Below are 13864 nucleotides of genomic sequence, written 5' to 3'. Positions count from 1 at the left end.
ACCGCTATTTGACATGCCCTCCCCTAGCCCCTCCCGCAAAGCGGGAGGGGGACTAAAGCCCCGCTTCCATCCCCTTGAGCAACCCTCGCCAAAACTCGCCCAACCTTCGCTGGAACAGCATCAGCTCGAAACCGTGCCGCGCGACATGTTTCTGCGGGATGCTGTCCCAGCCGCGATGCTCGACTGTTACGCGCGTCTCGTCGCCGACCGCCTCGAAGCGCACATCGACCTCGGTCGCCTGATCGGCCTTGAAACTCGGTAGCCGCCAGCCGAACGCCAGCCGCTCGCCCGGCAGCCAGTGATGTACCGCGCCAATCTCCCACTCTTTGCCGTCGTCGAAGCGCGTCACGAGCCGCCCGTCCGGCCCCGCGGGGTCGAAGCGCAAAGCGCCGTCGCCGCGCCGCGACAGCTGGAACAGGGGATGGCTCTTCCACCATAGCCCGATATCGCGCGTGAAGGCGGTAAAGGCGACGTCGGGCGTCACACCGATACGCAAGGCGACGATCACCGCAGCGGTCATGCGTCACTCTCGACGTGGGCCTTGAATGCCGCGAGCTGGTGGGACCACAGCGCCTCGGTCTCGACCAGCCATTGTTTGAGCTCGGCGGTCGCACCGTCCTTGAGCGAATAGATGCGCACGCGCGCGTCGAAGGCCGGATGGCCGTCCTCGACGAGCCCGCCTTCCTTCAGCGCGCGCAAATGGCGGCTCATCGCGGGCGGCGCGAGGCCGAGTTCGCCCGCGAGTTCGCCCGCGCTGCGCGGGCGCTCGCCCAGCAGCTCGATCGCGCGCCGCCGTTTCGGATCGGCGAGCGCGCCCAGCATCCGGTCGAGCGCGGCGCTCAATCGTCGAGCCGCGTCTTCGTAGTGAATCCGCCCTCGGCGTCCCACTGCTCGGCGGTCTTCGCCTCGACCGTCACGCCAAAGGTCCAGATATGGCCCTCGGGATCCTTGGCACGGTAGCTGCGGTCGCCGTAAAATTGCGTTTCGGGCTCGGCGATGATGTCGGCCCCCGCCGCGCGCGCCTTTTCGCAATGCGCGTCGATATCCTCGCCCACTGCCAACTGGATATGCACCGACTGCGTGTTCTTGCCGCCAATCGATTTGGGGCTCTTGTGATCGTCGGACCATTCGCTGCCGACCATCAACGTCGATGTGCCAAAGCCCATTTCCGAATGGGCGAGATTGCCGTCGGCGTCGAGCAGCACGAAAAGCGGTTCGAAACCGAACGCTTCCTCCAGCCAGCGAAACGCCGCCTTGCTGTCTTGGTAACTGACGGCGCTCGAAAGCCCCTTGCCGCGCGGATGATCGACCATGTCTCTTCTCCCGAGTCGCTAGTTAATTGCCATTTCATAGAATATTTCTAGAAAAATGAAAATACATCCTTCGCGCATTGATTATGCTAGGCGAAGCGCCATGACCGACGATCTGCGCAACCATATCGACGAGGCGATGAAGCTCGCTGCGGCGCATCTCGGCCAAGGCTGCGTCGCCGACTATATTCCGGCACTCGCCAAGGTCGATCCGAACAAGCTCGGCTTCGCGCTCGCGCTCCCCGACGGCACCGTCCACACCTCGGGCGACGCCGACGAGCCCTTCTCGATCCAGTCGGTGTCAAAGGTCTTTACGCTCGCGCTCGCGCTGCGCCGTGTCGGCAGTTCGCTGTGGGACAGCGTCGGGCGCGAGCCTTCGGGATCGGCGTTCAACTCGATCGTCCAGCTCGAAAGTGAGCATGGTATCCCGCGCAACCCGCTGATCAACGCGGGCGCGCTCGCGACCACCGACCGGCTGATCGACGGGCGCAGCGGCGACGCGGTCGCCGACGAGATCGTCGATTTCATGCGCGCGCGGGCAAACGACGAAGACGTCGGGATCGATTTCGACGTCGCTTTCTCCGAATCCGAAACCGGCGCGCGCAACCGCAGCCTGTCGCATTTCATGGACGCGTTCGGAAACCTGAAGCACCCCGTGGAAACGGTGGTCGGCGTCTATTTTCGCCAGTGTGCGATCGCCATGTCGTGCCGCCAGCTCGCGCGCGCCGGACTCTTCCTCGCAATGGAGGGCCGCGATCCGCGCACCGGAGATCAGCTGATCGAGCCGCACCGCGCGCGGCGCATCAACGCGATCATGATGCTCTGCGGCCATTACGACAATAGCGGCGAATTCGCCTTTCGCGTCGGCCTGCCGGGCAAGAGCGGCGTCGGCGGCGGCATATTGTGCATCGCGCCGGGGCAGGGATCGATCGCGGTCTGGTCGCCCGCGCTTAACGAGGCGGGCACGTCATTGGCGGGTGCGGTCGCGCTCGAGCATTTCGCCTATGCGGCGGGGTGGTCGGTGTTCGATTAGCGGGGAGCGGGAGCTGGGGGGTGGTGAGCGGACGTTTGCTATCCCAACTTCGTCATCCCGGACTTGATCCGGGATCCACGACGACGGCGCGGCTATGGATCCCGGATCAAGTCCGGGATGACGATGAGAAGAAGGTCCACAATCGGTCGGTAGGAGCCGGTTGCCAGCATGGCTTAATCGTCGTTGAGAAGCGCCAGCTTCACGCGCGCGGTGCCGCTGCGTTGCATGCCGATTTCGCGTGCCGCGGCGTGGCTGACGTCGATCACGCGGCCGCGCGAAAAGGGGCCGCGGTCGTTGATGCGTACCACGACGCTGTCGCCGTTCGAGGTGTTGGTGACGCGCACCATGCTGCCGAAGGGAAGCGAGCGATGCGCTGCGGTGAGCTGGCCGGGGTCGAAGCGTTCACCGCTCGCGGTGCGGTTTCCGGCAAGTTCGTTGCCGTAATAGCTCGCCACGCCGCCGCCGATTTCGGTTTCTGTTTCGTCGACAATGTCGGCGATCGGATTGTCGGTGACTTCGACTTCTTGCGCCGCGGCCGAGACCGTGAGCAGAAGCGGCATCATCATGGCAGAAAAGACCCGCATGACATCATCCCCTTGTCAGAGGAGGCGCCAAAAGCAGCGGCGGCCTGCCAAGGCAAGCCGCCGCGCGTTGGATTGAAGTGATTTTGCGTCCGGATGTGCGATTTGTTCGGTTTTAACCGAATAATAACTGAACTTAGACGTCCAGATTCGCCACCGACAGTGCGTTCGTCTGAATGAAATCGCGCCGCGGTTCGACCTCGTCGCCCATCAATCGTTCGAAGATTTCGTGCGCGACATCGGCTTGTTCGGCCTCGACGCGGAGCAGCGAACGGTTCGACGGGTCGAGCGTCGTTTCCCAGAGCTGCTCGGCATTCATCTCGCCCAACCCCTTGTAGCGGCTGATCGCCAGACCCTTGCGGCTGTGCGCGAAAATCGCCTCGAGCAGTTCGGACGGCCGCGTGATCGGCGTGACCTTGCCGGCGGTCGCGGCGGGCAGGTCGCTGTCGCTCGCTTCGGCGGCGTCTTCGGCCGCCTCGGCGGCCGCCAGCGCGGCGGCGTCGGCGACCATTGCCGCGGCGCTGCTGCCCTTCACCAGACGGCCCGGATGCGCGTAGGTGTCGGCCTGTTCGCCCGCGAGCTTGTGCAGGCGGCGCGCCTCTTGGCTCGCGAGGAAAGCGGCGTCGACCGCATGATGGTCGCTGACCCCGCGCCAGCGCTTTTCGAGCGTATAACCGCCGCCCGCCGCGACGATCGTCCATTTCGCTTCGGCGCCCCCGGTCAGCGCGCGTTCGGCGGCATTGAGCCATTCGGCCGCGCGCACGCCCGCCGCGGTGCGGCCAGCGCTGTCGAGCTCGGGATCGAGCGCGCCGTTCAGCGCCAGGGCTTCGATGAGTTCATAATTATGGCCGCGCGGGACATAACGCATCAGCGCGCGCAGACGCCGGCCATGCTCGATCAGGTCGCGGAGGTCCGCGCCCGACCGCGCACCGCCCGTGGTCTCTAACATCAGTGCATCGATACCGCCGTCGACAAGGTAGTTTTCGAGCGCGGTATCATCCTTCAGATACACTTCGCTGCGCCCCTTCGCGACTTTATAGAGCGGCGGCTGGGCGATGTAGAGGTGGCCGCCCTCGATGATCTCGGGCATCTGGCGATAGAAGAAGGTGAGCAAGAGCGTGCGGATATGCGCGCCGTCGACGTCGGCGTCGGTCATGATGACGATCTTGTGATAGCGCAGTTTCTCGAGGTTGAACTCGTCGCGGATGCCCGTCCCGAGCGCCTGGATCAACGTCCCGACTTCCTTCGACGAGATGATGCGGTCGAAACGCGCGCGCTCGACGTTCAGGATCTTGCCCTTGAGCGGCAGGATTGCCTGAACCTTGCGGTCACGACCCTGCTTCGCCGATCCGCCTGCCGAATCGCCCTCGACGAGGAAGAGTTCGCATTTGGTGGGGTCGCGTTCCTGGCAGTCGGCGAGCTTGCCGGGGAGCGAGGCGATGTCCATCGCGCCCTTGCGCCGCGTCAGTTCGCGCGCCTTTTTCGCGGCTTCGCGCGCCGCGGCGGCGTCGATGACCTTCTGGATTACCGCCTTGGCATAGGCGGGATTTTCCTCGAGCCATTCGGTCATCCGGTCGGCCATCAGGCTTTCGAGCGGCTGGCGCACTTCGCTGCTGACCAGCTTGTCCTTGGTCTGCGACGAGAATTTGGGATCGGGCAGCTTGACCGACACGATCGCGGTGAGCCCTTCGCGCATATCCTCGCCGGTCAGCGAGACCTTCTCTTTCTTGAGGATGCCCGACTTGTCGCCATAGCCGTTGAGCGTGCGCGTCAGCGCGGCGCGGAACGCGGCGAGGTGCGTGCCGCCGTCGCGCTGCGGGATGTTGTTCGTGAAGCAGAGGACATTTTCGTAATAGCTGTCGTTCCACTCGAGCGCGACGTCGATACCGATGCCGTCGCGCTCGCTGCTGATCGCGATCGGGTCGGGGAGCAGCGCGGTCTTGTTGCGGTCGAGATAGCGCACGAACGCGCCGATGCCGCCTTCGTAGAACAGATCATGGCTGACATGCTCGGCATGGCGTGCGTCGACGAGCTTGATGCGGACGCCCGAGTTGAGGAAGGCGAGTTCGCGATAGCGATGCTCAAGCTTCTCGAAATCGAATTCGAGAACATTCTTGAACGTCTCGGTCGACGCCTGAAAGGTGACGCGCGTGCCCTTCTTGCCCGCGGGGGCAGGGCCGTTGACCTTGAGCGGGCCGACCGAATCGCCATGTTCGAAGCGCATCCAATGCTCTTCGCCGTCGCGCCAGATCGTGAGTTCGAGCCATTCGCTGAGCGCGTTGACGACGCTGACGCCGACGCCATGCAGTCCGCCCGACACCTTGTACGCATTGTCGTCGCTGGTGTTCTCGAACTTCCCGCCGGCGTGGAGCTGGGTCATGATGACCTCGGCCGCCGAAATGCCTTCCTCGGCGTGGATACCCGTCGGGATGCCGCGGCCATTATCCTCGACGCTGACCGATCCGTCGCTGTTGAGCGTGATCAGCACAAGGTCGCAATGCCCCGCAAGCGCCTCGTCGATCGCATTGTCCGAAACCTCGAACACCATGTGGTGCAGGCCCGACCCGTCGTCGGTGTCGCCGATATACATGCCCGGGCGTTTGCGCACCGCGTCGAGGCCCTTCAGAACCTTGATCGAATCGGCGCCATAGGCGTTTGTGTTGGGCTGGTTGGCGGGCGCGACCGGCGCCGTATTTTCTGGGGTGTCCGTCATAGCGATTATATAGGGTCGAAGGCAGCAAAACCCAAGCGAAAATGCGGCTCTCGGTCGTGTCGCGACGAGCGTTGCGCGGGGGCGTCGCGGCGGCTAGTTTCAGAGGCATGAAACATCGTCTCGTCTTCCCCGCCGCCGCCCTTCTGACCGCCGCGCTCGCCGCGTGCAGCCAGCCCGCGCCACCCACCGAAAACGCCCCCGCGGTTGCCGGCGAACCCATTGCTACGCGCGCGGTGATGATCGGCACCGAAGGGCCGAGCCTGCCCGCCTGTTCGAGCATCAGCCGCGTCAAGACGGGCGGCACCGACGTCTATTGGGCGCCGGCCGAAACGCGTGCGGTCAAGGCGAAGCTCGCCGGCGGCGCGAATGTGTCGCTGTGCGAAGCGGCCGAGAATGACGCCTGGTTCGGCGTCGTCTTCGCCGCCCCCGGCACCGATCCCGATATGTGCGGCGTCGGCAAGTCGGTGCCCAATGCGCGCGAATATCAGGGGCCGTGCCGCTGGGGCTGGATCAAGGGCGGAACGGTGCAGCTGGGCGGTTAAAGCCACAAAAGCCCCGCATGCGCGGGTTCGATTTGTGCCTTTTGTGGCTTTAAGGCGACAAAGGATACCCATGAACGCGCCGAAACTGTCTCCTTTGTCGTGTTAAGGTCTGTGCGGGATATTGCCCGTGCGCAGGTGATGATCGACGATTCAAAGAGCCAGCGGTCAGGCTGGCACAGCCGGATAATGTAGGAAAGCGTCGTTCTCGAATAGTCCTCCCTGTGGCGCAGCCATGGGGAGGTGGCAGCGCGAAGCGCTGACGGAGGGGCTTTGGCGCTACCGTCGCGGCCCCTCCACCACTTGCTTCGCAAGCGGTCCCCCTCCCCATCGCTGCACGACAGGGAGGATTTTTTTACCGGCAATCCTCGATCACGCGGCCGATTTCGGACTGCACGGGCAGCGTCATCGCGCCGCCGCCGGGCGTTTCGAGCGCGAAGCGGCCGCGGCTGAAGGCGATGCGGTCGAGCCGCGGGTCGCGGTTTGCGAGATTGGCGCTGCCGCCGTCGAAGCGGATCCGGTCGGTCCCCGCGCTGGTGCGCAGGCTGACATCGCCCGCGAGCGCCGATGTCATCCGGATGCCGCCGCCGCTGCACGTCAGGCTGAGCAGCGGGTTCGCGCTGCCCGTCGGGACGAACGCGGCGGTACGGCTGCCCGCATCATAGCGCCACGCGCCGGCGTTGACCGCGCGGTCTTCCCAGCCCGATGTCGGGGTCGGCAGCGGAGCCGGAGTTGGCGCGGGTGCGACGGGTTGCGGGGGCGGCGGTGCGACGGGTTTCGGGATCGCGGTGCAACCCGCGATAACGAGCATCAGCGCGCCCAGGGCGCCATAGCGAAAACCCGGTTGCTTGCTGATCATCTTTAAAATCCTTGCCAATCAATCACTTCGTCGATCGATGCGCGCGGCACCGGCCACTGATTCACCGCCGCTTCGGTATCGGCATAGCCGATCGCGAGCCCGGTGAACAAAATCTGCCCGTCGTCCAGCGCCAGCGTGCGGCGGATCGTTGCGCCGTACATTGCCCAGCATTCCTGCGGGCAACTGGCGAGGCCATGTTCGACGAGCAGCAGCATCACCGATTGCAGCCACATGCCCATGTCCGACCATTGCGGCGGGCCCATGATGCGCGAACAGTGGAGGAAAAGCATCACCGGTGCGCCGAAACCCCGGTAATTGTCCATGAACTGAGCGATCCGCCCGCGCTTGTCCTCGCGCGGGATGCCGAGCGACGCGTAGAGCGCTTCACCGACGCCGAAGCGGCGCGCTTCCCACGGTTCGGTCAGCCCCTTCGGATAGATATCATATTCGGGCTCATAGCCCTCGCGCCCCATCGCGGTTCGCGCGGCGACCGCATCCTTCACCGCCTGCCACGGCGCGCCGGTCACCAATGTTGCCTGCCACGGCTGGAGGTTGCCGCCCGAGGGCGCACGCTGCGCGGCGGCGAAGATGTCCTTGAGCAAAGCCTGATCGACCGCCCGATCGGTAAAGGCGCGCACCGAACGGCGCGCGTGGAGCGCATGGGTCACGCCATTCTCAGTTGCGGGGGTGTCAGTCGCTGGCATATTTATCCTCTCGCCGCTTGCCGAACAGCAATTTGCGTTCGAGCCGGGCTTTCAGCTGGCGGTAGTAGGAAAGCAGGAAGACGTCATCCTCTTCGGCGATCGCGCGCCCGATCTTGGCGCGGATCGCGTCGGCGACCTCGCGCATCGCGCGCGGATCGCGGCCGCGCAGCACGCGCTCGAGTTCCTGCAGCTCGAAAATCCCATAGACGGCGAGTTCGGCCTCGCTGAAGACCATCGCATCGCCCGCGGCCTCGACCCCGATATCGGCGTCGAGCTTCACGCGCTGCGCCATCACGACCCAGGTTCCCGCGATCAGGTCGCCCATCCGCATCCGGTCGCGGTTGAACAGCAGGAACAGGCTGAGCGTCAGCGACCAGAGCACGCCGGCCAGCATGAGCCAGCCCGACACCGCATCCTCGGCGACGCCCACCCCCAGCATCATCAGCGGCAGAAAGATTTCGAGCTCGCGGATCAAATTGCGTGCGACGACCGCATCGGCGGTAAGGCGCCCGCCATCGCGCGCGACGACGCGGATGCCCATCAGCCTTTTGCCCGGGGTCGCCGCGCGCGAACCGAGCTCGAACCCGATGAACCAGAAGGTGCGCAGCAGAAAGGCGCCGAGCATCCAGATGACCTCGGTGACATCCGACTGCGAGGCGACGCCGATCCACAGCACGGCCAGCCAGAAGAGCAGGAGCGCGAGCTGGATCAGGATGAGGTCGACCAGCAGCGCGCCGAAGCGCAGCCCCGAGCCCGCGATCTTCAATTCGAGGTCGACGCCTTCGGGCGTGATGAACTGACGGATTTTTTTGGCGCGCGCGGCGCGCTGCCTGGCATTGGTCTCTGCGGCGGCGCTCATGTCACATCCTCGCGCCGCGGGATGTAATAATAAGCGAGCCAGAACAACAGCATCAGCGCGCCGATCGCATAGCGCAGCAAGGTATCGGTGATCAGCTGGCGGCCGAAGCCTTCGAGCAGGCCCGCGGTGAACAGCATCAGGATGACCCCGACCATCACCTTGCCCGCGGTGCGCCCAGCGTCGGCCGCCGCCTGGAGCCGTCCGCGCGCGCCGGGAAAGACGACCGCGGTGCCGATCCTGAGGCCCGCGGCGCCCGACAGCGCGGCGGCGAACAGCTCGGTGGTGCCGTGGATGAACAGCCAGCCGCCGAAATCATAGCCCAGCCCCTTCGCCGAAAAGACCGCCATCATCGCGCCGAGCCCGATGCCCTGATAATATTCGAGCATCATTGTCGGCACGCCGAATGCGAAGCCCAGCGCGAAGGACAGGATCGACACCTGGCTGTTGTGCGTGAACAAATAGGTCGCGAAGACGTGCAGCCCGCTCTCGCCCTTGCTCGCCGCCGCCTTGCCATGGCCCAGCGTCGATTGCAGGAACTCGGCCGTCGCGCGCGGGTCGCGGCCGCCCGACATCTCTTCGGGGACGAAGTTGAAATACCATTCGGGGTTGCTCGCGACGAGCGAATAGCTGGTCAGCGCGCCGAGAAGGATGATCAGCGAAATGATCAATGTCTCCTTCCACACCGATCGCACCGCGGCAGGCCAGTCGTAGAGGAAGAAACGGCGGAGGCGGTTCCAGCGGCTTTCGCGCACGCCATAGACGAGGAAATAGCCGCGGATCGACAGCGCCTCGAGATGATCGAGCAGCGCCTTGTCGAGACTCGTCGCGCGCGCGATCGACAGCGACGACAGCGTGGCGCGATAGAGCAGGGGCAATTGCAACAGCTCGTCGCTGGTCAGCGCGGCGGCGCCTTTCTTCTCGAGCTTGGTGAGCAGCAGGTCGAAGGCGATCCAGTCGGCCTCGCGCTCGGCGCGAAAGCGGCTGGTCGAAAAGCTCGGCGCGTCGATGAGCCGTGCGGGCGCGGCGGGCGGGATCACAGGCTGCCCGCCCTTTTGATGCCGAGATAGGCTTCGACCGCGCTCGCACCCATCGCGTCGGCGGGCACCTCGATGACGTCGGCGCCGAGCCGCTGGAGCCGTGCGATCACCAGCTGCCGGTCGCGCAGCATCGCCGCGGCGACGTTCGCGCGCGTGACGTCGGCGCCGCTTTCGGGACGGCGGCGCTCCTCGGCCTCGACCTCTTCGTCCTTGATCACGACGAACAGCAGGCGGTGCTTCTTCACCAGCCGGCCGGCGGCGCGGATCATCAGGTCGGCGCTCGTCGCGTCGGTGAATTCGGTGAACAATATGATCAGCGAGCGGCGGTTGAGCTGCGCCGACAAGGTCGTCAGCGCGAGGGTGAAATTGCTTTCGACATGCGCATAGTCGATCAGGCTCGCGGCGCGCTGCAACGCCGGGAAATCCTGCGTGTGCATATAGGCGGGGGTCAGCGTCTGCGGCTTTGCGGCAAAGGAAAAGAAGCTGATCCGGTCGTTGAGTTTCAGCCCGACATAGGCGAGCAGCAGCGCCGCCGACACCGCGCGGTCGACGCGCGGCATGCCGCCGACGGGCTCGGCCATCGTCCGCCCGCTGTCGATCGCGAGCACGACGCGGTTGTCGCGCTCGACGCGATATTCCTTGGCGAGCAGTTTGACGTGGCGTGCCGACGCATTCCAGTCGATCGCGCGCCGGTCCATTCCCGGCTGATATTCGGCGAGCGCCTCATATTCGGTGCCTTCGCCGCGAAAGCGTTGCTGGCGGAGGCCGAACCAGCTGTTGCGCTGGAACAGCCGGCTGCCCTCGTCGGTCACCGCGCGCAGGCTGGGGACGATTTGGATCGCGCCGTCGATCGCGAATTTGCGCTGTTTCCAGACGAGCCCGAGCGGCCCCGCCCAGCGGAGCCATAGCGCCTCGACCCGCGCCTGCCCGCGCCGCGATGCGGTGAGCGTCAAGGTGCGGGCGAGCGCGTCGCCCACGGCCGTACGGCGCATATCGTTCGCGAGCCGCCCGCCCTCGGCAAGCCGTTCGTCGAGTGCGAGCGCGAGTTCGGCGCGCGGCGGCACCGCTCTCCCGGTCGCGGTGAGCGACAGGTCGAACGGGTCGCCAACCCCAACCTGATGCGGAAAACGCGCATCAAGGCTCAGGTGACGCGGGTTGGCGCCCGCGATCGTGTCAAGGATCAGGCAGGCGAGGATCACCCCGATCCAGCCGGGCGCGACAAGCCACAGCTCGGGCCGGATCAGCCCGAGCGCGAGCGCCATCGGGGCGCCCGCTAGCAGCAGATAGATCGCACGCCGGGTGGGGTAGATCATTGCAAAAAATCCTCCCTGCGGCGCAGCCGTGGGGAGGGGGACCGCGCGCTAAGCGCGTGGTGGAGGGGCGGCGACGGCAGCGCCAAAGCCCCTCCGTCAGCGCTTCGCGCTGCCACCTCCCCATGGCTTCGCCACAGGGAGGATCGTGTGTCGTTCCCAATCACCGCGGGGCGTCCTCGCGTTCGAGCAGCGCCGCGACGACCTGCTCGACGTTGCGCCCTTCGATTTCGGCGGCGGCCGACAGGATGACGCGGTGGCGCAGGACGCCGGCGGCGAGGCGCTGGACGTCGTCGGGGATCACATAATCGCGCCCGTCGAGCGCCGCTGCGGCGCAGGCGGCGCGCGCGAGCAAGGTCGCGGCGCGCGGGCTGGCGCCGCATTCAAGGTCGGCGCTCTCGCGCGTCGCGCGGACGATGCGGACGATATAATCGACGATCTCGTCGGCCAGCCGCACCGTGGCGATCGTGTCGATCGCGGCTTCGATCGTCTTCGCGTTCGCCACCTCGGTGACGCCGAAATCGGCGACCGCGGGGCTTTTGAAGCGCCCGCCATGGTCGGCGACGATGCGTCGTTCCTCGTCGGCGGCGGGATAATCGACCACGAGCTTGAACAGGAAGCGGTCGAGCTGCGCCTCGGGCAGCGGATAGACGCCCTGCTGTTCGATCGGGTTCTGCGTCGCGAGCACGGTAAAGCGCGGGCTCATCACATGCGCCTCGCCATTGATCGTCACGCGCCGCTCCTGCATCGCCTCGAGCAGTGCGGCCTGCGTCTTCGGCGGGGTGCGGTTGATTTCGTCGGCGAGCAACAGCTCGGTAAAGATCGGACCTTTGGTGAGGGTGAAGCTCGACGTCTGGAAGTTGAACAGGTTCGACCCGAGGATATCGCCCGGCATCAGGTCGGGGGTGAACTGGATGCGCCCGAAACCGAGCCCCGTCGCGCGCGCGAACGCCTGCGCGAGCAGCGTCTTCGCGGTTCCCGGCGGGCCTTCGAGCAGGACATGCCCGCCCGCGAGCAGCGCGATTGTCACCATGCGGGTGAGCGGTCCCTGGCCGAACACGACTTTGGCGACCTCGCCCTCGATCGCTGCGCCGAGGGCCTGAACGCTCTCGATATTAGCTGTCACGGAGTAGATCCTTCCTGATGTCGTGCAGCGCTTGCGCGCCCTCTAGAAACTCATGCGTATTGCGCGCGAGCGGCAGGCGCCGCGCGAGGCTGGAGAAAGATTCTTTTCCCGTCTCGAGATGCTTGTCGATCCAGCGGTCGGTCGCTTCGGCGTCGAGCCCGCCGGGGGCATGCAGCCGCCGCGCGATCGCGATGCGCTGGCTCTTCACAAAGGCATCGGCGCCGTCGAGTTCGCGCCGCGCCTGCCGGATCAGGTCGGCGCTGTTCGCGATCAATGCCGCCTTCGACACCGGGATCGCGCGGCGGGGATTGAGCGCCGGGCCGAACCGCATCCACGCCTGCCACAGCGCGAGCAGCCCCGCGGCGATCAGGCAGAGGGTGATACCGATGAAGGGCGGGACGAAGGCGAAACGCAGCAGCGAACGCTGCCCGCCGAATCCGTTCAGCGTCAGGTCGAACGCCAGCGCGTCGGTGTCGGCATCCTCGGCAACGGCGTCGATCAGCATGGCGGCGCCAAGCGCGCCGTCGCGCGATGCAAAGGCGAAATTGTCGACAAGGTCGGGGTCGGCGAGGATATAGAGATCGCCCTCGCTGACCCGGGCAAGCACCGCGCCGCCGCTCGGCCCCGCGATCAGCGTTTCTAGAACCTGGCCTTCGACCGTTTGTACATTGGCCGGCAGGTGCGCGGTGAAACTGCGCCCGGCAATATGGGCCGGCACCGCCTGCGCCTTGCTCGGCCGCGCCTCGATACGCACGCTGCCGAAACGACCGGCGGGAAACATCTTGGCCGGCGGTTTGACAGGAAAACCCAGGCTGACCCAGCCCGGTTTCGGCGTATGGCCCGGGATCGCGGCGGTCTGCCATTTGGGCAGCACGACGATCGCGCGGGCGCCCCCCTGCATGTCGAGCAATTCGGCCAGTTCCTCGACACGGGTGCGGTGCGTCGGGGTCAGGATCAGCAGCGGCTGGTTCTCGCCATAGCGCGAGGCGGCGACGCGGCGGCGAAGCTCGACATCGGCACCGGCGCGTTCGAGCAGGTCGACGATGCCGGCATAGCCGGGCGCCGCCTTGGACAAGGCGTGGCCGCCGCCGTCCTTGCCGCTGCTGATTTGCGGACCGAGCGCTATCAACGCCCAAAGTGCGATGAAGGCGACGATGCCGATCGCCACCACCCCCGCGATCAGGCGCGGATTAAAGCCATGATCGCCCGCGGCGTCGTCGGTCATGCCCGCGCCCAATTCTTTGGCACCGTCAGTTCGGCATAAGCATTGCGGCACCGCTCCCACGCCGTCGCGTCGATGGCGCGTCCCCCGAACAGGCTGATCTCGACCGCGCGCGCGATGCGGCTGAACGCGCCCCGTGCGACCGCGGGCAGGTCGTGCGCTTCGGCGAGGTCGCGCGAAGTCATCGCGGGTTTGACGAGCCCGGGGCGGCGGCCCTCGATATCCTCGACGCTGCGATAGAGCAGAAGATGCACCGCTTCGGCAAAGCGTCCCTCGGCAGCGAGCGCATCGGCCTCGGCGAGGAGCGCGCGCGCCGCGCCGGCTTCGGCCAGCCCGGCGGCGTCCTCGGCGTCGTCACCGCCGGCCTTGCGGCGGAACGGCAGATTGTCGACCCAGCGCGCGAAGGCGGGGACGAAATGATAGAGGAGGAAGAGCAGTACCAGCGCCACCGCGATCCACATCAGCGGCTTGGCGGCGGGGGCGCTCCAGTTAAAAAAGCTGCCGATCGCGTCGAGCAACGACTTCAGCCACTCGGGCGTCGGTGGCGCTGGTACTGCTCTTCCTCCTCTAT

General features: G+C 66.1%; 15 protein-coding genes. 2 read left to right on the top strand and 13 right to left on the bottom strand.

The window, feature by feature from the left end:
• Nucleotides 1-52 precede the first annotated feature (52 nt).
• From ATE70_RS20985 to ATE70_RS20975, 3 genes are read right to left on the bottom strand one after another with little or no spacing between them, the layout of a single operon-like run.
• Nucleotides 53-520, bottom strand: coding sequence for an SRPBCC domain-containing protein (locus tag ATE70_RS20985; RefSeq protein WP_058539515.1), 468 nt, complete (start codon nt 518-520; stop codon nt 53-55).
• Nucleotides 517-843, bottom strand: a complete 327-nt coding sequence (locus ATE70_RS20980; protein WP_058539514.1) for an ArsR/SmtB family transcription factor — start codon at nt 841-843, stop codon at nt 517-519. Before ATE70_RS20980 ends, ATE70_RS20985 begins: the two co-directional genes overlap by 4 nt.
• Nucleotides 840-1313 carry a VOC family protein gene (locus ATE70_RS20975; protein ID WP_058539513.1) on the bottom strand — a complete coding sequence of 158 codons (474 nt, stop codon included), beginning with the start codon at nt 1311-1313 and terminating at the stop codon, nt 840-842. Before ATE70_RS20975 ends, ATE70_RS20980 begins: the two co-directional genes overlap by 4 nt.
• Nucleotides 1314-1413: 100 nt before the next feature.
• Between ATE70_RS20975 and ATE70_RS20970 the strand changes: the two genes are divergently transcribed.
• Nucleotides 1414-2343, top strand: coding sequence for a glutaminase (locus ATE70_RS20970; RefSeq protein WP_058539512.1), 930 nt, complete (start codon nt 1414-1416; stop codon nt 2341-2343).
• 173 nt (nt 2344-2516) lie between these two features.
• Here the strand turns inward: ATE70_RS20970 and ATE70_RS20965 are convergent, their stop codons facing one another.
• Nucleotides 2517-2909 (bottom strand): septal ring lytic transglycosylase RlpA family protein, encoded by a 393-nt coding sequence (locus tag ATE70_RS20965; protein WP_331458866.1) that lies wholly within the window; start codon nt 2907-2909, stop codon nt 2517-2519.
• A 151-nt stretch (nt 2910-3060) separates the two neighbouring features.
• Nucleotides 3061-5637, bottom strand: a complete 2577-nt coding sequence (gyrB, locus tag ATE70_RS20960; protein ID WP_058539510.1) for a DNA topoisomerase (ATP-hydrolyzing) subunit B — start codon at nt 5635-5637, stop codon at nt 3061-3063.
• 107 nt (nt 5638-5744) lie between these two features.
• Here gyrB and ATE70_RS20955 point away from each other — a divergent pair, with 107 nt between their 5' ends.
• Nucleotides 5745-6179: a hypothetical protein gene (locus ATE70_RS20955; RefSeq protein WP_058539509.1), complete on the top strand. Its 435-nt coding sequence runs from the start codon at nt 5745-5747 to the stop codon at nt 6177-6179.
• Nucleotides 6180-6531: 352 nt separating this feature from the next.
• Here the strand turns inward: ATE70_RS20955 and ATE70_RS20950 are convergent, their stop codons facing one another.
• The 8 genes from ATE70_RS20950 to ATE70_RS20915 all read right to left on the bottom strand — a co-directional run.
• Nucleotides 6532-7035 carry a hypothetical protein gene (locus ATE70_RS20950; protein WP_058539508.1) on the bottom strand — a complete coding sequence of 168 codons (504 nt, stop codon included), beginning with the start codon at nt 7033-7035 and terminating at the stop codon, nt 6532-6534.
• Between the two features lie 2 nt (nt 7036-7037).
• Nucleotides 7038-7739, bottom strand: a complete 702-nt coding sequence (locus ATE70_RS20945; RefSeq protein ID WP_058539507.1) for a nitroreductase — start codon at nt 7737-7739, stop codon at nt 7038-7040.
• Nucleotides 7726-8598, bottom strand: a complete 873-nt coding sequence (locus ATE70_RS20940) for an RDD family protein (protein WP_058539506.1) — start codon at nt 8596-8598, stop codon at nt 7726-7728. The genes ATE70_RS20945 and ATE70_RS20940 overlap by 14 nt, the downstream gene beginning before the upstream one ends.
• Nucleotides 8595-9635: a stage II sporulation protein M gene (locus tag ATE70_RS20935; RefSeq protein ID WP_082639970.1), complete on the bottom strand. Its 1041-nt coding sequence runs from the start codon at nt 9633-9635 to the stop codon at nt 8595-8597. Before ATE70_RS20935 ends, ATE70_RS20940 begins: the two co-directional genes overlap by 4 nt.
• Nucleotides 9632-10948 carry a DUF58 domain-containing protein gene (locus ATE70_RS20930; protein WP_058539505.1) on the bottom strand — a complete coding sequence of 439 codons (1317 nt, stop codon included), beginning with the start codon at nt 10946-10948 and terminating at the stop codon, nt 9632-9634. Before ATE70_RS20930 ends, ATE70_RS20935 begins: the two co-directional genes overlap by 4 nt.
• Nucleotides 10949-11108: 160 nt before the next feature.
• The gene (locus ATE70_RS20925) at nt 11109-12071 is read right to left on the bottom strand and encodes an AAA family ATPase (RefSeq protein ID WP_082639972.1); all 963 of its coding nucleotides are present in this window, start codon (nt 12069-12071) and stop codon (nt 11109-11111) included.
• Nucleotides 12061-13296 carry a DUF4350 domain-containing protein gene (locus tag ATE70_RS20920; RefSeq protein WP_058539586.1) on the bottom strand — a complete coding sequence of 412 codons (1236 nt, stop codon included), beginning with the start codon at nt 13294-13296 and terminating at the stop codon, nt 12061-12063. The genes ATE70_RS20925 and ATE70_RS20920 overlap by 11 nt, the downstream gene beginning before the upstream one ends.
• Nucleotides 13293-13864: DUF4129 domain-containing protein (locus tag ATE70_RS20915; protein WP_058539585.1), on the bottom strand; the 572-nt coding region annotated here is incomplete at its 5' end. The genes ATE70_RS20915 and ATE70_RS20920, both read right to left, overlap by 4 nt.

This window comes from Sphingopyxis sp. H053 (genome assembly GCF_001468225.1).
GTDB lineage: Bacteria > Pseudomonadota > Alphaproteobacteria > Sphingomonadales > Sphingomonadaceae > Sphingopyxis.
This window is presented reverse-complemented; position numbering and strand designations above follow the sequence as displayed.

Excerpts from the sequence above, each read along its gene's own strand:
- ATE70_RS20985 (WP_058539515.1), bottom strand. The coding sequence starts at position 520 with ATGACCGCTGCGGTGATCGTCGCCTTGCGTATCGGTGTGACGCCCGAC.
- ATE70_RS20930 (WP_058539505.1), bottom strand. The coding sequence starts at position 10,948 with ATGATCTACCCCACCCGGCGTGCGATCTATCTGCTGCTAGCGGGCGCC.
- ATE70_RS20945 (WP_058539507.1), bottom strand. The coding sequence starts at position 7,739 with ATGCCAGCGACTGACACCCCCGCAACTGAGAATGGCGTGACCCATGCG.
- ATE70_RS20950 (WP_058539508.1), bottom strand. The coding sequence starts at position 7,035 with ATGATCAGCAAGCAACCGGGTTTTCGCTATGGCGCCCTGGGCGCGCTG.
- ATE70_RS20975 (WP_058539513.1), bottom strand. The coding sequence starts at position 1,313 with ATGGTCGATCATCCGCGCGGCAAGGGGCTTTCGAGCGCCGTCAGTTAC.
- ATE70_RS20970 (WP_058539512.1), top strand. The coding sequence starts at position 1,414 with ATGACCGACGATCTGCGCAACCATATCGACGAGGCGATGAAGCTCGCT.
- gyrB (WP_058539510.1), bottom strand. The coding sequence starts at position 5,637 with ATGACGGACACCCCAGAAAATACGGCGCCGGTCGCGCCCGCCAACCAG.
- ATE70_RS20920 (WP_058539586.1), bottom strand. The coding sequence starts at position 13,296 with ATGACCGACGACGCCGCGGGCGATCATGGCTTTAATCCGCGCCTGATC.
- ATE70_RS20940 (WP_058539506.1), bottom strand. The coding sequence starts at position 8,598 with ATGAGCGCCGCCGCAGAGACCAATGCCAGGCAGCGCGCCGCGCGCGCC.
- ATE70_RS20965 (WP_331458866.1), bottom strand. The coding sequence starts at position 2,909 with ATGATGATGCCGCTTCTGCTCACGGTCTCGGCCGCGGCGCAAGAAGTC.
- ATE70_RS20955 (WP_058539509.1), top strand. The coding sequence starts at position 5,745 with ATGAAACATCGTCTCGTCTTCCCCGCCGCCGCCCTTCTGACCGCCGCG.